The sequence below is a fragment of the Streptomyces sp. NPDC057099 genome (genome assembly GCF_042671245.1).
Classification (GTDB): Bacteria; Actinomycetota; Actinomycetes; order Streptomycetales; family Streptomycetaceae; genus Streptomyces; species Streptomyces purpurascens.
Map to the genome: position 1 here is coordinate 1 of NZ_JBHUTX010000077.1, position 21,951 is coordinate 21,951.

10 protein-coding genes are annotated in these 21,951 nt (G+C 71.4%); 9 read left to right on the forward strand and 1 reads right to left on the reverse strand.

Annotated features, from left to right (window positions below):
• Positions 1 to 27 precede the first annotated feature (27 nt).
• Complete coding sequence (locus ACFT4A_RS40950) at positions 28 to 7,281, forward strand: amino acid adenylation domain-containing protein (protein WP_382841326.1); 7,254 nt, start codon at positions 28 to 30, stop codon at positions 7,279 to 7,281.
• A 66-nt stretch (positions 7,282 to 7,347) separates the two neighbouring features.
• On the opposite strand, the gene ACFT4A_RS40955 is transcribed toward ACFT4A_RS40950, so the two are convergent.
• Positions 7,348 to 8,385: a threonine/serine dehydratase gene (locus ACFT4A_RS40955; RefSeq protein ID WP_382841328.1), complete on the reverse strand. Its 1,038-nt coding sequence runs from the start codon at positions 8,383 to 8,385 to the stop codon at positions 7,348 to 7,350.
• 323 nt (positions 8,386 to 8,708) lie between these two features.
• Between ACFT4A_RS40955 and ACFT4A_RS40960 the strand changes: the two genes are divergently transcribed.
• The 8 genes from ACFT4A_RS40960 (at position 8,709) to ACFT4A_RS40995 (ending at position 21,924) form a co-directional block, all read left to right on the forward strand.
• Positions 8,709 to 10,295 carry an MBL fold metallo-hydrolase gene (locus ACFT4A_RS40960; protein WP_382841330.1) on the forward strand — a complete coding sequence of 529 codons (1,587 nt, stop codon included), beginning with the start codon at positions 8,709 to 8,711 and terminating at the stop codon, positions 10,293 to 10,295.
• An 87-nt stretch (positions 10,296 to 10,382) separates the two neighbouring features.
• A complete protein-coding gene (gene hppD / locus ACFT4A_RS40965) occupies positions 10,383 to 11,402 on the forward strand; it encodes a 4-hydroxyphenylpyruvate dioxygenase (RefSeq protein ID WP_382841333.1) in 1,020 nt (339 codons plus the stop codon).
• Positions 11,399 to 13,819 carry an aminotransferase class I/II-fold pyridoxal phosphate-dependent enzyme gene (locus ACFT4A_RS40970; protein WP_382841336.1) on the forward strand — a complete coding sequence of 807 codons (2,421 nt, stop codon included), beginning with the start codon at positions 11,399 to 11,401 and terminating at the stop codon, positions 13,817 to 13,819. Before hppD ends, ACFT4A_RS40970 begins: the two co-directional genes overlap by 4 nt.
• A gap of 32 nt (positions 13,820 to 13,851) precedes the next feature.
• The gene (locus ACFT4A_RS40975) at positions 13,852 to 14,934 is read left to right on the forward strand and encodes a cysteine synthase family protein (protein WP_382841339.1); all 1,083 of its coding nucleotides are present in this window, start codon (positions 13,852 to 13,854) and stop codon (positions 14,932 to 14,934) included.
• Positions 14,931 to 16,403: an argininosuccinate lyase gene (gene argH, locus ACFT4A_RS40980; protein ID WP_382841342.1), complete on the forward strand. Its 1,473-nt coding sequence runs from the start codon at positions 14,931 to 14,933 to the stop codon at positions 16,401 to 16,403. The genes ACFT4A_RS40975 and argH overlap by 4 nt, the downstream gene beginning before the upstream one ends.
• Complete coding sequence (locus tag ACFT4A_RS40985; protein WP_382841344.1) at positions 16,400 to 17,755, forward strand: ATP-grasp domain-containing protein; 1,356 nt, start codon at positions 16,400 to 16,402, stop codon at positions 17,753 to 17,755. The genes argH and ACFT4A_RS40985 overlap by 4 nt, the downstream gene beginning before the upstream one ends.
• Positions 17,752 to 20,982, forward strand: a complete 3,231-nt coding sequence (locus tag ACFT4A_RS40990) for an amino acid adenylation domain-containing protein (protein ID WP_382841347.1) — start codon at positions 17,752 to 17,754, stop codon at positions 20,980 to 20,982. Before ACFT4A_RS40985 ends, ACFT4A_RS40990 begins: the two co-directional genes overlap by 4 nt.
• 27 nt (positions 20,983 to 21,009) lie before the next feature.
• Positions 21,010 to 21,924 (forward strand): kinase, encoded by a 915-nt coding sequence (locus ACFT4A_RS40995; RefSeq protein WP_382841350.1) that lies wholly within the window; start codon positions 21,010 to 21,012, stop codon positions 21,922 to 21,924.
• Positions 21,925 to 21,951 lie beyond the last annotated feature (27 nt).

Below are 21,951 nucleotides of genomic sequence, written 5' to 3' on the forward strand. Positions count from 1 at the left end.
CCCACTCCTGCCGGGGTGGCGGCGCGGGTGGCGGGGGCGGACCGGGCGCGGCTGCCGCTGGCGGCGGGGGTGCGTCCCGAGCGGGTGCCGTTGTCCTTCTCCCAGCAACGCCTATGGTTCATCAACCAGTTGGAGGGGCCCGGCGCCACCTACAACACCCCCATCACCGTGCGCCTTTCCGGTCAGGTGGACCGGGATGCGCTCAATGCGGCGCTGCGGGATGTGATCGGGCGGCACGAGGTGCTGCGCACCGTGTTCCGCACGGCGGACGGTGAGCCGTACCAGCACGTGCTCGAAGTCGACGAGCTGGACCGGCACCTGAGCGTGGTCGAACTCGCTCCGGCGGATCTGTCAGGCGCGGTCGCCGAGGCCGTCGCGTACGCGTTCGACCTGGCCTCCGAAGTGCCCATCCGTGCCTGGTACCTCGACGCCGGTCCGGACGATCAGGTCCTCGTGGTCGTCGTCCACCACATCGCCAGTGACGGCTGGTCGCGGCCCCCGCTGACCCGGGACCTGACCGCGGCCTACGAGGCGCGCTCCGCAGGCCGGGCTCCGGTGTGGGAGCCGCTGCCGGTGCAGTACGCCGACTACGCCCTGTGGCAGCGCGAACTGCTCGGCAACGAGGCGGCCCCGAACAGCCTGATGCGCCGCCAGATCAACTACTGGCGGGACGCGTTGTCCGGTGTGCCGGAGGAGCTGGAGCTTCCCTTCGACCGCCCGCGGCCCGCCGTGGCCTCCCACCGCGGGCACACGGTGCCGCTGGTGGTTCCCGGTGAGGTGCACGCACGGCTGGCCGAGCTGGCGCGGGCCGAGGGCGTGACGATGTTCATGGTGCTGCAGGCCGCGCTCGCCGTGCTGCTGTCCCGCTTGGGCGGGGGTACCGACATCCCGATCGGCTCGGCGCATGCCGGGCGTACGGACGCGGCCCTGGAGGACCTGGTCGGCTGCTTCGTCAACACGCTGGTTCTACGGGTGGACCTGACGGACGACCCGACCTTCGGCGACCTGCTGTCCCGGGTGCGGGAGACGGCGCTGGAGGGCTTCGCCCACCAGGAGGTGCCGTTCGAACGGCTGGTGGAGGAGATCGCGCCGAGCCGTTCCATGGCCCGGCATCCGCTCTTCCAGACGGTCCTGACCATGCAGGACGTCATCGAGGCGGCTCCCGGCCTGCCGGCCGCACGGCCCACGGGCGAGGCGACGAGCGGCCGCGCCGCGAAGTTCGACCTGGACGTCATGGTCGGCGAGGCGTTCGACACGCAGGGCGCGCCCGCGGGGCTGCACGGCACGGTCACGGTGGCGGCGGACCTCTTCGACGCCGAGTGGGCCGGTCGCATCGCGGACTACTGGGCCAGACTCCTCGCCCTCCTCGCGGACGACCGGGACACCCGGCTGAGCGGGGTGGAGGTGCTTGCTGCGGCTGAGCGGCGGCGGGTGCTGTCGGAGTGGAACGACACGTCCACCGATGTCCGGGACCCGTTGGTGTGGGAGTTGTTCGAGGCGCAGGTGGCGCGGACGCCGGATGCGGTGGCGGTGGTCGCGGATGGTGTGTCGGTGTCGTATGCGGAGCTGGATGTGCGGGCGAACCGGCTGGCGCGTTTCCTGGTGGGTCAGGGGGTGGGTGCGGAGTCGGTGGTGGGTCTGTGTCTGGGCCGTGGTGTGGAGATGATCGCCGGGATTCTGGCGGTGTGGAAGGCGGGTGCGGGGTATCTGCCGATCGATCCGGAGCAGCCGACGGAGCGGGTCGCGTTCGTGTTGCGGGACAGCCGTGCGGTGCTGGTGCTGACGACCGAGGAGATTCTGGAGGAGTTGCCGGCGGGTTCGGCTCGTCTGGTGGCGGTGGATGACGTGTTCACCGCGATGCAGCTGGCGGGGGCTGCTGCCACGGCGCCGGGGGTGTCGGTCGCTGCTGACGCTCTGGCGTATGTGATTTATACGTCGGGGTCGACGGGTCGGCCCAAGGGTGTGGCGGTGACTCATGGTGGTGTGGCGAACTATGTGGCGTCGGTGCCGGGTCGGGTGGGGTTGGGTGAGTCGGGCGCTCGGTATGCGTTGTTGCAGGCGCAGGCGACGGATCTGGGCAACACGGTGGTGTTCGCGAGTCTGGTGTCCGGTGGTGAGTTGCACATCCTGGATGAGGCGGCGGTCACCGACCCGGTGGTGGTGGCGGCGTATCTGTCCGAGCACGCTATTGACTGTCTGAAGGCGGTGCCGTCGCATCTGGCGGCGCTTGGTGCTGCGGGTGGTATCGAGAACGTTCTCCCGGCGAAGTCTTTGGTGCTGGGTGGTGAGGCTGCTTCACCGCAGTGGGTGCGGGAGCTGGTCGGTGCGGCAGGCGAGTGTGGGGTGTTCAATCACTATGGTCCGACCGAGACGACGATCGGTGTGGCCACCACGCGGCTGACGGCCGATCTGGTCGAGGCCGGCGTGGTGCCTGTCGGGTCGCCGATAGCCAACACCCGGTTCTACATCCTGGACGAGCATCTGCGGCCGGTGGTGCGCGGTGCCGTCGGGGAGCTCCACGTCGCCGGTGCGGGACTGGCGCGTGGCTATGTGGGGCATGTGGCGCTGACGGCCGAGCGGTTCGTGGCCGACCCGTTCTCCGGCTCCGGGGAGCGGATGTACCGCACGGGTGACCGGGCGAAATGGACCCCGGACGGCCAGGTGGTCTTCGTCGGGCGCGCGGACGAGCAGGTGAAGATCCGTGGCTTCCGGATCGAGCCGGGCGAGGTGCAGGCCGTACTGACCGCGCATCCGCTGGTCGACCAGGCGGTTGTGGTCGCCCACGCCGATGCCGTGGGCGACAGACGCCTGGTGGCCTACGTGGTGCCGGACGATGTGGGCGACACCGAACTCGCGTCGGAGCTGCGGAAGGTGGCGGCCCAGCGGTTGCCCGAGCACATGGTCCCCTCAGCTGTCGTCGTCCTCGATGCACTGCCGCTGACCGGTAACGGAAAGCTCGACCGCAAGGCCCTGCCCGCACCCGACTACGCGGGCACCGCCGGAACCGGCCGGGGACCGGCCACGCTGCGGGAGGAGATCCTCTGTCTGGCGTTCGCCGAGGTCCTCGGCCTGGAGAGCGTCGGAGTCGACGACGACTTCTTCGAACGGGGCGGTCACTCGCTGCTCGCGGTCCGGCTGGTCAGCCGTATCCGGAGCGTACTCGGTGTCGAGGTGGAGATCCGGGAGCTCTTCGAGGCGCCCACGGTCGCGGCCCTCGCTGCTCGCCTGGCCGACGCTGACACGGCCAGGGCGCCGCTCTCGGCCCGAGAACGGCCGGAGCGGATCCCGCTCTCCTACGGGCAGCGCCGTATGTGGCTCATCGCCCAGATCGAGGGCCCCAGCGCCACGTACAACATCCCGGTCGCCGCCCGGCTGACCGGCGGGGTGGACGAAGCGGCGATGGCGGCGGCCTTCCGGGATGTGCTCGCACGGCACGAGGTGCTGCGCACGGTGTTCCCGGTGGCCGAGGGCGAGCCCCACCAGCGGATCCTCGGCCTCGACGAGCTCTCCTGGGAACTCACCACGGAGGACGTCGACCCGGCCGGGATGGCGGCCGCGGTCGCCGCGGCGGAGTCGCACACCTTCGACCTGTCGACCGACATCCCGATCCGGGCCTGGCTGTTCAGGACCGCACCCGAGGACCATGTGCTCGTGGTCGTCGTCCATCACATCGCCGGTGACGGCTGGTCGTGGGCTCCGCTGGCCCGGGACCTCTCCACGGCCTACGAGGCGCGGCGCGCGGGGCGGGCCCCGGCCTGGGAGCCGCCGCCGGTGCAGTACGCCGACTACGCCCTGTGGCAGCGCGACGTACTGGGCGACAGCGATGACCTCGACAGCCTGATAGCCCGTCAGGTCTCCTACTGGCGCGAGACCCTGGCCGGCGTTCCGGAGGAACTGGAGCTGCCCTTCGACCGGATGCGTCCGGAGACGGCCACCCACCGTGGCCACCGAGTGCCGCTGGAGATCCCGGCGGACGTGCACGCGCGGCTGGCGGAGGTGGCGCGGGCCGAGGGCGTGACCGTGTTCATGGTGCTCCACGGTGCCCTCGCGGTGCTGCTGTCCCGGCTGGGGGCCGGCACCGACGTCCCGATCGGGTCGGCCATCGCCGGGCGGACCGACGAGGCACTGGACGACCTCGTGGGGTACTTCGTCAACACCTTCGTCCTGCGGACCGACCTGTCGGGCGACCCGACGTTCCGCGAGGTGCTGGCCCGGGTGCGGGAGGCGGGCCTCGGAGCGTTCGCCCACCCGGACGTGCCGTTCGAGCGGCTGGTCGAGGAACTGGCACCGACCCGCTCGATGGCCCGCCACCCACTGTTCCAGGTGATGCTGCTGTTGCAGAACACCGCGGGTGCCGCACTCGACCTGCCCGGCGTCCGAGCCGGCCGTGGGGCTGCGGCGACGAGCGACACGGCCGGCACCGTTTCCAGCGAGGTGGACGACCCCGCGGACGCCGCCTCCGCCGGCACGGCCGTCGTGAAGTTCGACCTCGACGTCAACGTGGTGGAGACCTTCGACGCCGACGGTGCCCCGGCCGGACTGCGCGGCGGCGTGATCGGAGCGTCCGACCTCTTCGACCCGTCGTCCGTCGCACGGATCGCCGAGCGGCTCGTGCGTGTCCTGTCGGTACTGGCCGCCGATCCGGGTGCCCGCCTCGGTGCCGTCGACGTGCTGGACGACGACGAGCGCCGACGGGTCCTGACCGGCTGGAACGACACCGAGGCCGAGATTCCCCACGCCACCGTCGCCACCCTGTTCGAGGCTCAGGTCGCCCGTACCCCGGACCGGACCGCGCTGACCTTCGGCGACGTGGAGCTGGGCTACGCGGAGCTGGACGCCCGGGCCAACCGTCTTGCGCGGTATCTCATCGGCCGGGGGGTCGGGCCGGAGTCGGTCGTCGCCGTTGTCTTCGAGCGCACGGTCGACCTGGTGGTGGGGCTGCTCGGCGTGATCAAGGCCGGTGCGGCCTACCTGCCGATCGACCCGAACTACCCGGCCGACCGGATCGCGTACGTGATCGCGGACTCGGGCGCCGTGTGCGTGCTGACCGGTGCGAACATGCGGGAGCGGCTGCACGAGTTCGAGGTCGGCGACGAGGGTGGCAACGACGTACCCGTGGTGCTCCTCGACGACCCGGCGGTGATCGGGGAACTGGCGGCCCACGACGACACCGCCCCGGCCGACGCTGACCGCACGACCGCCCTGCTGCCCGAACACCCCATGTGGGTGATCTACACCTCCGGTTCCACCGGACGCCCCAAGGGTGTGCTGGTCGAACACCGGGCGATCGTCAACTTCCTGGTGTCCATGCAGGACAGCTTCCCGCTGGCCGCGGACGACCGGCTGCTCGCGGTCAGCACGCACGGCTGTGACATGGCGGGATTCGAGTTCTATCTGCCGCTCCTCAACGGCGCGCGGCTGGTGCTCGCCGCGCAGGAGCAGGTGCTCGACCCGTGGGCGCTGCGCTCGCTGGTCCGCACGACCGGCGCGACGATGGTGCACGCGACCCCGAGTCTGTGGCGAGGCCTGGTGGCTGACGCCGACGACCCGGTGGACTGGACCCGGGTGCGCGCGTTGATCGGCGCGGAGGCCCTGCCCAGTGACCTGGCGCGCACCTTGCTCGCCCGTACTCCCACCCTGACGAACCTCTACGGGCCGACGGAGACCACGGTCTGGTCGACCGCCGCGGTGCTGCGGGGCGACGCGGCCGACGTGTCCTCCATCGGAGGCCCGATCGGGAACACCCAGGTGTACGTCCTCGACGACACGCTGGTGCCCGTGGCGCCGGGCGTCGCGGGCGAGCTGTACATCGCGGGCAAGGGCATGGCGCGTGGCTACCTGGGGCGCTCGGCTCTGACGGCGGGACGCTTCGTGGCCTGCCCGTTCGGCGGCGCGGGAGAGCGGATGTACCGCACCGGCGACGTGGTGCGCTGGACCCACGACGGCGAGCTGCGGTACGTCGGACGTTCCGACGACCAGGTGAAGATCCGCGGCTTCCGCGTCGAACTCGGCGAGATCGAGGCCCTGCTGGCCTCGCACCCGTCGATCGCGCAGGCTGTGGCGCTGATCCGGGAGGACAACCCCGGCGACCAGCGTCTGGTGGCGTACGTGGTGCCGTCGCGGGACGCGGCGGCTGACGACGCCGATGGCCTCGCCGACGCGGTGCGGGCTCTCGCCCAGGACCGGCTGCCCGGGTACATGGTGCCCTCGGCCGTGGTGGTGATCGAGCGGATCCCGCTGATGCCGAACAGCAAGCTGGACCGCAAGGCGCTGCCGGTTCCCGGCACTTCGGTCCGGCAGGAGTCCTCCCGATGGGAGGTCACGGTCCTGGAGAGGAACATGTGCGCCGCGTTCGCCGACGTGCTCGGTGTGGACACGGTCGGCGTGGACGACGACTTCTTCGCCCTCGGTGGGCACTCCCTGCTGGCGGTCCGGCTGGTGGAGCGGCTGCGTGAACTGGGTGTCTCGGTCGCGGTCCGCGACCTGTTCGCGGCGCCGACCGTGGCCGAGCTGATGCAGCGGATGTCCTTGTCGTCCGTACGTGACGCGCTCGACGTGCTTCTTCCCATCCGTGCCGAGGGCAGTCGGCCGCCGTTCTTCTTCGTGCACCCCGCGGGCGGGCTGAGCTGGTGCTACATGCCGCTGGCGCGGTATGCCGAAGCCGATATCCCGCTGTACGGGCTCCAGGCCCGGGGCCTGGACGGCACGGGAGAACTGGCCGGCAGCATCCGCGAGATGGCGGCGGACTACATCGAGCAGATCCGCTCGGTGCAACCCAGCGGCCCCTACCGTCTGCTGGGCTGGTCCTACGGCGGTCCCATCGCCCACGAAATGGCGGTTCAGCTGCGGGCGGTGGGGGAGGAGGTGTCGGCGCTGGTCATCCTCGACATGTACCCCTGGGCCCCGCAGCAGGTGCCCGAGGACCGGACCGACTCCCCGGAGGCCGAGTTCGACTCCGTACTGGACCTGGTGCGCCAGGAGGCCGGCTCGATCATCGGGGCCGTAACCGACGAGGAGTACCGGACCCTCGCGCGTGTACTCCTCAACCACCGCGCGCTGAGGGCTGGGCACACATTCGGCCGGTTCGACGGTGACGCCCTGCTGATCGTCGCGGAGGAGAGCCGTCCGAAGGACGGGCGCACCGTGGAACGCTGGCAGCCCCACGTGGCCGGTGACATGGCGGAGATCGGCGTCCCGTGCAGCCACTACGACCTGGGTGACCCGGTCAACATGGGCAAGGTCTGGGCCGCGGTGTCGTCCTGGCTGGAGGAGAGGGCCTGACGAAAGGGCACCGGCTCCCGGCCCTCGAGAGGGCCGGGAGCCGGTGCGAGTCGATCCGACTGCGCCCTACGACCCGCCTGCCTCCTCGGCACGATCGCCCAGGACCGAACGGATCACCTGCGCATCCACGTTCCCCCCGCTGAGCAGCACCCCCACGTCCGTACCGAGGCCCTTCGCACCGGCCAGTGCGGCGGCGAGGGCGGTCGCGGCGGCCGGCTCCACCACCAGCCGGGCCTGGAGAAACGCGGCCCGCAGCGTCTCGGCGATGGCCTCCTCCCGCACGGTGATCACCTGCGCGACGTGCCGGTGGGCGATGTCGAACGGGAGGTCGCCGATCCGCTCGGGGCGCAGCCCGTCGGCGAGGGTCGGCCGCGCCGGGACGGTCACCGGCCGCCGGGCGCTCAGGGCGGCGGTGAACGCGGGCACCGCCTCCGGCTCCGCACCCACCACCGCCACGTCGTGACCGTCAGCCGCCAGACAGGCCCCGGCGATCGCACTGCCCCCACCGATCGGCACGACCACCGCGTCCAGCCGACCGCCCCCTTCGGCCACCTGGTCGAGCAACTCGGCCGTGGCGGTGCCCTGTCCGGCCACCACGTACGGATTCTGGTACGGGTCCACTACGTCGTAGCCGTGCAACTCGCGCACCTTGTCCACCATGGCCGTCCGGTCGGCGAGCAACGTGCCGGCCAGGACCACCTCGGCGCCGGTCTCCTCGACCTGCCGTACCTTCACGGCGGCGGCGTCGGCGGGCAGGACCAGCGTGGCGGGCAGCCTGCTGGCCCGCGCGGCCAGTGCCACGGCGATCGCGTGGTTGCCCGTGCTCTGTGCGACCACGCCCCGGCTGCCGGCGGCTGCCAGCTGCTCGACGGCCAGCAGCGCCCCCCGGACCTTGAACGAGCCGCCCCGCTGGAGATTCTCGGCCTTCAGCCATAGGCGTGCGCCTGCGCGTTCGTCGAGCCGGTCGCAGCGCACCACGGGAGTGGTCCATATCCGGCCCGCCAGCCGACGCCGCGCACGGTCGACTGCGCCGCTGTCAAGAATCGGCGGGTAATTTCCCGCTGCGGAAATCAGCGTCGTGTCCCGCGTCCGCGATATCTCCATGAGGGCTCCTTGGAAGGGGGGACAAGAATGGCTTGCGTGTGCGCGAGATGCTTCCACCGGTACTCCCGCCGAGGAAGCTTCGACCAGGGGCGGTGACCTGCTTCAGAGGGCGCTGTTCAACTGCGGCATTGCGGCGGTTGAACGCGCGCGGCACGGCCGAGTGTTGATCAGACGCGCACTCCGGCGGCATTCTGATCCGGCAGAACACCCTGCAACCGAGACGGGTGTTGCACGTCGATGCCCTGAAATTCAGACCTCACGTTTCCCGCGCGTTTCTTGTTTCTGCGCGCCCTTTGTTGTATTCCCTGAAAGGAGGGGCCCAGATGGCTGAGGAGCAGCTGTTTCTGCGGTCGAAGGTCATAGTTGAGCCGCTGGTGGACCGGTTCGTCGCCCAGCCGCACACCATCGCCCCGGTGCAGGCGGCGATGAATCTCAACTTCCTGCACGTTCCGCTGCTCGAGTCCTATCTGCAGTCCCCGCAGGTGCACATCACGGCCAGCAACAACCCCGAGCTGCGCGGTGGTTACTTCATCAACATCCCGGAGGAGCGTGCCGACGAGGTGCGCGACCTGCTCGCCGCGATCAAGCGGGACCGGGCGGACATGCTGAAGTTCGCCGACGCGATCGCCGCCGGCCAGGAACTGCTGCGCGCCAACGCCACCGGCTTCGACCTGACCCCGCTGTACCCGAAGCTGCCCCGGGAACTCGGCGGCCTGGTCGAGCTGGCCTACGACACGGACAACCAGGCCCAGCTGCGCTTCATGGAGCCGCTGGTCTACCAGAGCCCCGTCTACACCGAGAACCGCCAGTCGGTGCAGCTGTCCTTCGAGACCGGGATCGAGCGGCCGTTCATCCTGAGCACACCGCGGCTGACCTCGCCGGACGTCCTGGAGATCAACGTCCCGTTCCGTCACGAGGGACTCGCGGAGCTGTTCAAGACGCGCGTACGGCCCACCACGCTGAGCCATCTGCGCGAGGCCCTCGGCCTCGACGACGCCCAGACGGCCCAGCTGTCCGGGATGCTCAGCGAACGGCCCAGCCTCGCGGAGGACCGCCACATCGAAAGCGGCGGCCGTATCCGGTACTTCGGCCACGCCTGCCTGGTCCTGCAGACCCCCCAGGCGGCCATCGTCACCGACCCGTTCATCAGCGCGGACAGCGACGCGGACGACCGCTACACGCTCGACGATCTGCCCGACTTCATCGACCTGATCCTGATCACCCACGGTCACCAGGACCACATCGTCATGGAGACGCTGCTCCAGCTGCGCGGCCGTGTCGGGGCGATCGTGGTGCCGCGCTACTCCAAGGGCAACCTGGCCGACCCGTCGATCAAGCTGATGCTGGAGAACCAGGGCTTCCCGGTCATCGAGGTCGACGACTTCGACGAGGTCGAGTTCCCCGGCGGCAAGATCACCGCGACACCGTTCCTCGGCGAACACTGCGACCTGGACATCCGCGCCAAGTCGACGTTCTGGGCGGAGCTCGCCGGCAAGAAGGTCTTCATCGGCGCCGACTCCTCCGGCATCGAGCCGTCGCTCTACCGCTACATCAAGAACCACCTGGGGACGGCCGACTACGCCTTCCTGGGCATGGAGTGCGACGGCGCGCCGCTGACCTGGCTGTACAAGGCGCTGCTGACCATCCCGGTCACCAAGAAGATGAGCAACTCGCGCAAGCTGTCCGGCTCCAACGCCGAGCAGGCTGCCGCGATCATGACGGAGCTCGGCGCCAAGGAGGCGTACGTCTACGCCATGGGCGAGGAGGACTGGCTCGGCCACGTCATGGCGACGACGTACACCGAGGACACCTACCAGATCAAGCAGATCGAGGAGTTCCTCAAGTGGTGCGCGGACCGCGGCATCAAGGCCGGCCACCTCTTCAAGCAGCAGGAGTGGCGCTGGCAGTGACGCGCTGCCGGACCCGGCACCCATTCCCGGCGGATCCCTGACACACACCCACAGCCCCCGGCCCACCAGCCCTTCAGGAGGAACCCCGTGGTTGCGCACGACATCGCCTACGTCGAGCTCTACACCAGAGACAAAGTGCCCGCGATCGACTACTTCGTCTCGGCCATGGGCTTCACGCGGGTCGCGGACTGCGTGGAGATCGACAAGAGTTCGGTGCTGCTGCGGCAGGGCGACGTCCAGCTCGTCGTCACCTCCGGTCGGGGCGTCTGGAAGTTCCTCGACGAACACGGCGAGGGCATCTCGGACATCGCGCTGACCTGTGACGACGTGACGGCCACCGCAGCAGCCGCGGCGGTGGCCGGCGCCCGGGTGACCTCGTCGGCCCAGGGAGCCCCGGTGGTGTCGGGGTTCGGGGACGTCTCACACACTCTGCTGCCGGTCGGCGGGGGCACGGACGGGCTGCCCGCCGGCCGCACATGGGTCCCCACACCGGATGCACCGCTGCGACCGACCGGCCGGATCCAACTCCTCGACCATGTCGCCATCTGTCTCGCAGGGGGCAGCCTCGGCGAGTACGCCGACTTCTACCGCGACGCCTTCGGGTTCTCGCGGTACTCCTCGGAGTACGTCGCCGTCGGCGGCCAGGCGATGGACTCGATCGTCGTCCGCAGCGACTCGGGGCGTGTCATCTTCACCCTGGTCGCCCCGGACCCGGGCAAGGACCCCGGCCAGCTCGACGCCTTCCTGGACCGCAACGGCGGAGAAGGCGTGCAGCACCTCGCGTTCCTGGTGGAGGACATCATCACGTCGGTGCGTGAGTTCCGGGACAACGGCGTGGACTTCCTCGCCACCCCGGGCACGTACTACGACATGCTCGTCGAACGCATCGCCGATCTGCGGGAGGAGATCGACGAGCTGAAGGACGCACAGGTCCTCGCCGACCGCGACGAGTGGGGACACCTCCTGCAGCTGTTCACCCGCTCACCGTACGAGCGCAACACGCTCTTCTTCGAGCTCATCCAGCGCCGGGGCTCCCGTGGATTCGGCAGTGCCAACATCCGGGCCCTGTACGAAGCGGTGGAGCGCGACCGACTGACCGCCGGATGAGCGTCACCGGCCCGGGCGCCGCCGGTCTGCTCACCCTCGCCGACTACGAGACCGAGGCCCGGCGACACATCGATCCCCACGTCTGGGACTTCCTGGCGGGCGGCGCGGGGGAGGAACGCACCCTCGCGGCCAACACGGAGGCCTTCGGCCGTGTCCGGCTCCGGCCCCGGGTCCTCACCGGGACCGGCGCGCCCGACACCAAGTGCACGGTCCTGGGCCGCACCTGGTCGCTGCCCCTCGGTGTCGCGCCCATGGCCTACCACGTCCTGGCCCACGAGGAGGCCGAGGTCGCCACGGCACGTGCCGCCGGCGCCGCCGGTGTCCCCCTGGTCGTCAGCACCTTCGCGAGCCGGACCTTCGAGGACATCGCCCGGGCCGCGCACGGCCCGCTGTGGCTGCAGCTGTACTGCTTCCGTGACCGGGCCACGACCCGGCGTCTGATCGAACGCGCCGAACAGGCCGGGTTCGAGGCCCTCGTGCTCACCGTGGACGCCCCCCGGCTCGGCCGCCGGCTGCGGGACCTGCGCAACGACTTCCGGCTGCCGCCCGGAGTCCACCCCGCCAACCTCACCGGCGGCGACTACTCCTCGCCCCGCGCACACGCCCGCACCGAGTTCGAACCGGCCCTCGACTGGTCCGTCGTCGCCTGGCTGCGCACCGTCAGCTCACTTCCCCTCCTGCTCAAGGGAGTGCTCGACCCGGCCGATGCGCGGCGGGCCGTGGCCGCGGGGGCCGACGGCATCGTGGTGTCCAACCACGGCGGCCGGCAGCTCGACGGAGCCCCGGCGACACTCGACGTCCTGCCGGCGATCGCCGAAGCGGTCGCCGGAGCCTGTCCCGTCCTCGTCGACGGGGGGCCGCGCCGCGGCGTCGACGTGCTCGCGGCCCTTGCCCTGGGCGCCGACGCGGTCCTCCTGGGCCGCCCGGTACTGCACGGTCTGGCGGTGGCCGGGGAGCAGGGCGTCACGGACGTCCTGGACATCATCGCCGAGGAACTGACCGAGGCGATGACCCTGACGGGCACCGCGTCCCCCACGGCCGCCACCCCCGCACTGATCCGCACACAGGGCGAGCCCGCGCCCGCGCCGGCACCCGCGGCAGCGACCGCCGCCCCCCGCGCCACGTCCGGACTACGCCGGGAAGAGCTGCACGGCAGCCTCTCCGACCCCGTCCTGGACACCATGACCTTCCTGAACGAAGTCACCCACCGTTACCCCGAGGCGATCTCCTTCGCCCCGGGCCGGCCCTACGACGGCTTCTTCGAGACCGAGCAGATCTTCACCCACCTGCGGCGCTACCTCGACCACCTGGAAGCAGGCGGCGCGAGTGCCGCCGAGGTTCGCTCGGCGCTCTTCCAGTACGGCCCGACCAGCGGCCGGATCCGCGAACTGATCGCCGCGTCGCTGCGCCTGGACGAGGGCATCGACGTGCCTGCCGAGTCCATCGTCGTCACCGTCGGCGCCCAGGAGGCGATGCTCCTCGCGGTGCGGGCGCTCATCGCCGGCCCTCAGGACGTCCTCCTGGTCTCCAGCCCGTGCTACGTCGGCATCACCGGCGCGGCCCGGCTGCTCGACGTCGTACCGACCCCCGTCCCCGAGACCGAGGACGGCCTGCGCTGTGCCGATCTGGAGGCCGCGCTGCGAGCCGAACGCGCCCGCGGACGCCGGCCCCGCGCCTTCTACGTCGTACCCGACCACTCCAACCCGTCCGGCACCACCATGTCCCTGGCGGCCCGCCGTGAACTGCTCGACCTCGCGGAGCGCGAGGACATCCTGATCCTGGAGGACAGCCCCTACCGGCTGGTCAGCCCGGGCAGGCAGCTGCCCACCCTGAAGTCCCTCGACCGCACCCGCCGGGTGGTGCACCTCGGCTCGCTCGCCAAGACCCTCTTCCCCGGCGCCCGCGTGGGCTTCGCCGTCGCCGACCAGCCCGTGACCGACGCCACGGGACGCACCGGGCTGCTGGCGGACGAACTCGCCAAGATCAAGAGCATGGTGACGGTGAACACCTCACCCGTCAGCCAGGCCGTCGTGGGTGGCATGCTCGCCGCTACCGGCGGCAGCACCGCCCCCTACACCGAAGAGACCGCCGCGTATTACGGCGACGCGATGCGGGTCACCCTCGAACAGCTCGCGGCCCGCTTCCCCGACGAGGAGCGGGCGGCGCTGGGCGTGGGCTGGAACGAGCCGAGCGGCGGCTTCTTCCTCGCCCTCACCGTGTCCTTTCGGGCCGACAACACCGCCCTGATGCGCTCGGCCGAGGAATTCGGGGTCATCTGGACCCCGATGTCGTACTTCTATCCGGAGGGTGGCGGAGAGAGCGTCCTGCGGCTGTCCGTCAGCTACCTGACGCACGAGCAGATCGCCGACGGCATCGCGCGACTGGCGCGCTTCATCCGGTCCCAGGCCCGCGCATGACGTCCCCCCGTCCGAACACCAGGGAGATCCGCATGTCGGTGAGCACCCGGACCTACGAGTCGATCACCGAGGCGCACTTGATGCCGCGCCTCATCCGGCTCGGTCCGAACCTGTATGGCGCGGCCTTCACCCTGATGAAGCTGCTGCCCGCGACGTACATACTCGAGCGCGCCGCCGAGCGGGGTGAACTGGGACCGGACACGGTGGTCGTGGAGACCACCTCCGGCACCTTCGGGCTCGCCCTGGCCATGCGGACCGCACTGCTCAAGCGCGATCTCGTCCTGATCAGCGACCCCGCCATCGACGCCCACCTGTACCGCAGGCTCACCGACCTCGGCGCACAGGTGGAGATCTGCCCCGAGCCCGCCGAGATAGGCGGATACCAGGAGGCACGGCTGCGCAGGCTCGCCGCCGTCCGTGCCGAACTGCCCGACACCTTCTGTCCCGAGCAGTACAGCAACCCCGACAATCCCCGCTCCTACGGCGTGGTCGCCAGGCAACTCGCCGACGCACTGGGCACCGTGGACTGCGTCGTCGGCCCGGTCGGCTCCGGCGGCTCCATGTGCGGCACCGTGCGCGGCCTGCGGGAACACACTCCGCACACACTCGCCATCGGCGTCGACAGCCACCGCAGCGTCCTGTTCGGACAACCCGACGGGCACCGCGCGCTGCGCGGCGTCGGCAACAGTCTGTGGCCGGCCAACCTCGACCACAGCGTCTTCGACGAAGTCCACTGGTGCACCGCCGCCGAGGCCTTCGCCCACACCCGCGAACTGCACGCTCGGCACGCCTTGTTCCAGGGACCCACCAGCGGTGCCGGCTACCTCGTCGCCCGCTGGTGGGCCGAGCAGCACCCCGACCGCACCTGCGTCGTCCTGCTGCCCGACGAGGGCTACCGCTACCAGGCCACCGTCTATGACGACGCCTGGCTCGCCGACAACGGCCACCTGCTCACCGCCGCCGGCCGCTCGGCCGGGCCGGAGACGGTCGAGGCCCCCGACAAGGCCGCCGAACGCTGGACCCGGTTCCCGTGGGGCCGCCGCGCCTACGACGACGTCCCGGGCTGCGTCCCCCGGTTCCTGGGCACCACCACCGCGGAAGGAACCGCCTCGTGAGCGCCACCGGGCGGCTCAGGCGCACCCTCGGCCCACGCACCCGCCGCGTCGTCTACGGGGAACCGGGCCCGGACGAGATCCGCCGGGAACTGCACGACACCAGCACCATCGACCTCGCCCACATCGTGATGCTGACGGAGAGCGGACTCCTGCCCGGCCCGGCCGCCGCCGCGCTCCTCACCCGCATCCGGCAGCTGAGAGCAGACGGCTTCAGCGCCCTGCACCACCTCGACGCGCCCCGCGGCCTCTACCTCATGTACGAGGGGCACCTGGTGGCCGAACTGGGCGCCGACATCGGCGGCAAACTGCACACCGGGCGCTCCCGCAACGACATCAAGGCCACCATCACAGCGCTCCGGCTGCGCACCGAACTCACCGACCTGCTCGGCGAAATCCTGCGTCTCCAGGCGGCTCTGCTGTCCCGGGCCCGCGCCCACCGGAACGTCGTCATGCCCGTCTACACACATTTCCAGCCGGCGATGCCCGTCAGCTACGGCTATTACCTCGCAGGCCTCGCGACCGCCCTCGACCGCGACATCGGCGCGCTGCGCCACACCCTCGACGAGCTGCGTCGCTGCCCTCTCGGCGCCGGTGCCGTTGCGGGCACGGACCTGCCCATCGACCCGGCCCGCACCGCCGAGCTGCTGGGCTTCGCCGAGCCGCCCCTGCACGCCACCGACGCGGTCGCCTCCCGCGACACCGTGCTGCGCGCGCTGGCCGGGGCCGCCTCGGCGGGGCTGACCCTCAGCAGGCTCGGCACCGACCTGCAGCTGTGGAGCACTCAGGAGTTCGGTTTCATCGAGTTCCCCGAACGGCTGGTCGGCGGCAGTTCGGCCATGCCGCAGAAGCGCAACGCCTTCCTCCTCGAACACGTCAAAGCCAAGGCCGCGGCGGCCATCGGGGCCTGGACGGCCTCGGCGTCCGCCATGAAGTCCACTCCGTTCACCAACTCCATAGAGGTCGGCACGGAGGCCGTGGCCGTGGCCTGGCCCGCCTTCGCCGCCGTACGGGACGGTGTGCTGCTCGCCCAGGTCCTCGTCACCGGCGCCCGGCCGGATCCCGCCCGGATGGACCAGCGGGCGCGCGAGGGCTTCGTGACCGCGACCGTGATCGCCAACCGGCTGGTGGCCGAGGGCGTGCCGTTCCGCACTGCCCACGAGGTGGTGGGTGACGCCGTCAGGGAAGCCGTCGCCGCCGGAGACACCGAACTCGGCAAGATCACCTTGCCGGGCGGTCTCCACGCCGACGCGGGTGCGGGACTGCCCTCGCTGCCCGAAGCCGTCGCCGCGCACAACCGGGGCGGTGGCCCCGGCGAGTGCGACAGGGTGGTGGCCGTACTCCGCCAGGACCTGGCCGGTCACCACGACTGGCTCACCGCGCTGCGGGCCCGCGTCCGCCACGCCGACCACACGCTCGAAGAGGCGGTCGGAACGGTCCTGGCCCGGCACGCAACAGGAGGCAGAGCGTGAGCGAGGCAGCACGACAGGACACGGAACGCGAGAACCGCCGCGAGCCCTGGGGCCGAGGCGGCGCCCCGGGGCCGTGGTTCGCGTTCCTGGAGAGCAACACCACCGGCACCGGGCGGGAGTTCTGCGCCACCGCGCGCGCCCGCGGTATGCGTCCGGTGCTGCTGACCCGGGACCCGGACCGCTATCCGTATGCCGACCAGGACGGCGTGGACACCCGGATCCTGGACACCGGCGACCTGCCCGCCGTGCTCGACGCCTGCGCCGCACTCGCCGCCGACGGCGGACTCGCCGCGATCGCCTCCAGCTCCGAGTACTTCGTCGCGGCCGCCGCCGACGCCGCCGCCAAGTCCGGCCTGCCCGGCCCCGACGGTGATGCCGTCACCCGCTGCCGCGACAAGGACGCCCAGCGCCGTGCCCTCGCCGCCGCCGGGGTGCCCGTCCCCGCGTTCCGGGCCGTCGAGGGCGTGGCCGAGGCACTCGCAGCCGCCGACGAGATCGGCCACCCCGTGGTCCTCAAGCCCGTGAGCGGATCGGGCTCCACCGGGGTCCGTCTGTGCCGGGACCGGAGCGAGACCGAACACTGGGCCCGCGAACTGCTCGGCCGCGCCACCGACGAGCGCGGCAACCGCGTACCCACCCGGTTCCTCGTCGAAGAGGCTGTCGACGGGCCGGAGTTCTCGGTCGAGTCGTTCGACGGCACCGTGGTCGCCGTCGTCGCCAAACACCTCGGGGCCGAGCCGTACTTCGTGGAGACCGGACACGACGTACCCGCCCGCGTGCCCGTCGCCATCGCCGAGGCGCTCGGCGACACCGCCCTGCGGTCGCTCGCCGCGCTCGGCCTGGGCTGGGGCGCGGCCCACACCGAACTGCGCCTGTCGGACCAGGGGCCCGTCGTCATCGAGGTCAACCCGCGCCTGGCCGGCGGCATGATTCCCGTGGCCGTCCGCGCCGCCACCGGCGTCGACCTCGTGGCCGCAGTCATCGACCGGGCGGCCGGCCACACCCCCGCGCTGACGGTGTCCATTGCCGGACACGCGGCCGTGCGTTTCCTGCGGGCCGAACGGGAGGGGCGGGTCACGGCCGTCGACGGGACCGAGGCCGCCGCGGCGGCCCCCGGCGTCGTCGCCGTGACCACCGGCACCGCCGCCGGCCGGGCAATCCGTATCACGCACTCGTTCCAGGACCGCCTCGCCTGCGTCGTCGCAACCGGGCCCGACGCGGAGCGGGCCGCGGAGCGCGCCGACACCGCCACCCGGCTGATCGCCGTCCACCTGGACCCTCCGGCCGAGGCGCCGGAACCGCACGTCCCGGAAGCATCGCACTCAGCGGAAGAAGGAGTCGGGGGCCGATGATCGACGACCCGAAGGCAGAGACGTTCACCAGAATTCCCCGCTGGACCGCCCCGTCCGGCGGGGAACCGGGCACCGGCACCCATGAGACGCGGCTGCCCGCCGACCTGGCGGCGGCGCTGGAACGCACCGCAGCGGACCTCGGCACCACCCTCGCGACCCTGCTGACCGCCGCCCACGCGCGGGTACTGGCCACCGTCACCTCCGAGCCCCATCTGCTCATCGGCTTCAGGCCCGAGCATCCGGGCGCCGCGGAGATCGCCCTGAGCCTGACCGTCGCCGCCCCCGCCACCTGGGCGGACCTGGTCACCACCGCCGCCACGGCCACAGCCGCTCCGCCCCACACCGCGGCCCGACCCGAAGTCCTACTCGACCTGTCGGGACTCGCCGACTCCGCCGCACCCGAGAGCGCACTGCCCGACGGGGCCGTGCTGCACGTGGCCTGGCAGCACGACCGGCAGGGACTCGCCCTGCACATCCACCACGACCGGAGCGCACTCGACACCTCCTACGCCGAACGCCTCGCCGGCTACCACCTCACCGCGCTGCGGCTCCTCACCGCCGGCCCGGGCGAACGTCACGACCGGCAGGGCCTGCTGTCCACGGCGGAGACCGAGACGCAGCTGTACGGACTCGCCGGGCCGCGTGCCGAGCTGCCCGACAAGACCTTCGTCGACCTGTTCCAGGAGCGCGTGCGCACCGCCCCCGACGCCGTCGCCGCCGTCCACGGCGACCTGCGGTGGACATACGCCGAACTGGACGCGCGAGCCAACCGCGTCGCCCACGCCCTGCTCGCCGCGGGTGCCGGGTCGCAGGACGTGGTCGCCGTCGTCATGGACCGCACCCTCGACTGGATCGCCGCCGCCCTCGGCGTCTTCAAGGCCGGCGGCGTCTACCTGCCGGTGCGCCCCGATTTCCCCGCTGACCGCGTCGCCGCCCAGTTCGACCGCAGCGACTGCGCCTTCGCGCTCACCGAACCAGGCAGCGAGAAACTCGTCAGCGACGCGAGCGCGGCCGTCACCGAACCGCCCGTCGCCCTGTCCGTCCCGGCGATCCATGCGGCCGGCGGCCCCACCGAACCACCCGCCGTCGCCGTCACCCCCGGGCAGGCGGCGTACATCTACTTCACCTCCGGCTCCACCGGCGCGCCCAAGGGCGCGCTGTGCGAGCACATCGGCTTCCTGAACCACCTCTACATGAAGATCGAGGACATGGAGATGGGGGAGGGGCCCGGCGAGGTCGTCACCCAGACCGCGTCCCAGTGCTTCGACATCTCTCTGTGGCAGTTCGCCGCGCCGCTCATGACCGGCGGCACCGTCCGCGTCGTCGACACCGAGGTGCTGCTGGACGTTGCCGGCTTCCTCGACGAGATCGTCCGCGGGAGGGTCACCGTCGCCCAGATCGTCCCCTCCTACCTGGAGGTCCTGCTCACCCACGTCGAGCAGCACCCCCGCGACCTCGGCGTGCTGCGCATCGTGTCGGTCACCGGCGAGGCCCTCAAGTACGAGCTGGTGCAGCGCTGGTTCGCGGCCTATCCCGGCATCAAACTGGCCAACGCCTACGGTGCCACCGAGGTCTCCGACGACACCATGCACGAGATCCTGGACCGGGTTCCCGAACGCGACTTCGTCACCGTCGGCCGCTCCCTGCGCAACGTCAACACCTACATCCTGGACGCCGACCTCGACCTCGTGCCGCTCGGCTCCCCCGGGGAGATCGCCTTCTCCGGCGTGTGCGTGGGCCGCGGCTACATCAACGACGAGGAACGCACCCGGGAGGCCTTCGTCCCCGACCCGTTCCGCCCGGACACCCGTATGTACCGAACCGGCGACTACGGGCGCTGGCTGCCCGAGGGACGCATCGAGTACCTCGGACGGCGCGACGAGCAGGTCAAGATCCGCGGGTTCCGCATCGAGATCGGCGAGATCGAGAACAAGCTCCTCGCCATGGACGGGATCCGCGAGGCCGCAGTCGTCATCGACGGCACCATCGGCGAACAGCGCAACCTCGTCGCGTTCTTGAGCGGCCCGGACCAAGTGCCCGCCGAACAGGTCCGCGACCACCTCGCCGCCCTCCTGCCCGAGTACATGCTGCCCACCTACTACCACCAGCTGGAACGCCTGCCGCTCACCGAGAACCGCAAGACCGACAAGAAGGCCCTGGCCCGTCTCGCCGGCACCCTCGGCCACGCGGGCGCCCCCTACGTCGCCCCCAGCACCCCCTCCGAACGGCGCCTGGCGATGCTGTGGGCCGAGGTCCTCGGCGTACCGGTCGAACGCATCGGACGGGCCGACAACTTCTTCGAACTCGGGGGAACCTCCCTCGCCGCGGTCCGCCTCCTGGTCCGCCTCGACCGCGCCCTCTCCCTGAAGGACCTGGTCGCCCACCCGGTCCTCGCCGAGCTCGCCACCGCCCTCGACGAACGCGCCGGCGGCACGGCTCAGGCCGCCCCGCCCGGGCTGCTGCAGCCGCTCTCCTCGGTCCGCACCCCGCACCACACCCTGGTCTGCTTCCCGTACGCCGGTGGCAACGCCGTCAACTTCCGTTCCCTGGCCGCCGAACTGGAACGCGACGGCATCGCCGTCCTGGGTGTGGAACTACCCGGACACGACTTCACCGACGACGCGGAAGCCATGGTGGACGTGCCGACCGTGGCCCGCCGGGTCGCCGACGAGATAGCCGCCCACGTGACCACCCCCGTCCTGCTGTGGGGTCACTGTGCCGGCGCCGCCGCCGCCCTGGAGACCGCCCGTCTCCTCGAAGCGGCCCGGACACCCGCCCTACGCGTCTTCGTCGGTGCCCTCCTCCTGGAGAGCCCCGCCGCCCTGCGCGCCGAGATGGCCGAGGTGACCGAGGCCGGCAACCCCGCCCTGCTCGCCCGTCTGCGCTCCGACAACGCCTATGTCGAACTCGACGCGCTCAAACCGGAGCGGGCCGATGTCGTCGGCCGCGCCTACCGTCACGACGTGTTGACCGCCAACACCCATCTCCTGAGTGTCCACGAGGACGCCGCCGCCCACCGCGTCGAGGCGCCCGTCGAGGTCGTCGTGGCCCGCGACGACGCGTCGACCACGGGCTTCGCCGAGACGTACGGGGACTGGAAGGCGGTCTCCGACCGGGTCACACTGCACGAACTGACCGAGGGGGGCCACTATTTCGTCAGCGCCCGCCCGGCCGACGCGGCGGACCTCGTGCGGGCCGCCTGCCCCGCGGCGGAACGCCGGGGATAGCGACGAGAACAGGAAGGACCAGTGCAGGTGACCAGCTTCCGCACGCTCCCGGCGGACACGGCCTACCGCCGTGTCACCGCCACCGGGGTCAGCGCGGCCTTCGGCACCTTCGGCGAACTCCTCCAAGGTGAACTGCCCGAGCCGGACGGCGACTTCCTGGTGACGCTGCCCGTCGCCCGCTGGGCCATGGCGCGCTTCCAACTGCTCCCGGACACCCGCGAACTGCTGGTCCGACCGGCCCACAAGAAGAAGGCCCTGCACCTCACCTCGATGATCCTGGCGGACGCGGGCCGGCCCGCCGGCGGCGTGCTGCGGATCGACAGCACGCTGCCCGAGGGCAAAGGCCTCGCCAGCTCCTCCGCCGACCTCGTGGCCACCGCACGGGCCGTGGCCAACGCCCTGGACGTGCCGATGCCGCCCCGGCGTATCGAGTCCTACCTGGCGCGCATCGAACCCACCGACGGGGTCCTCTACCCCGCGATCGTCGCCTACCACCACCGCAGCGTTCGGCTGCGGCGCCGGCTGGGCTCCCTGCCGTCGATGGCGGTCGTCAGCGTCGACGAGGGCGGCGAGGTCGACACCGTGGCCTTCAACACCCTGCCCAAGCCGTTCACACCAGCCGACCAGCGCGAGTACGCCCGGCTGCTCGACCGCGTCACGACCGCAGTGGCCCGCCGCGATCTGGCCGAGGTGGGCCGGATCGCCACGGCCAGCGCCCGGATGAACCAGGCGCTGCGCCACAAGTGGTCGCTGGAGCCCATGACCGGCATCTGCGCCCTCGTCGGCGGCCTCGGCGTGGTCGTCGGCCACAGCGGCACCACCCTCGGCGTCCTGCTGGACACCGCGGCGCCGGCCTTTCCCGCGCAGCTCGCCGCCGCCGCACAGGCCTGCCAGGAACTCGTCGGCAACGTGACGGTGTACCGCACCCTCAGCTTCGACTGAAGCCCCGAAAGCCAAGGAGCGCGCAAC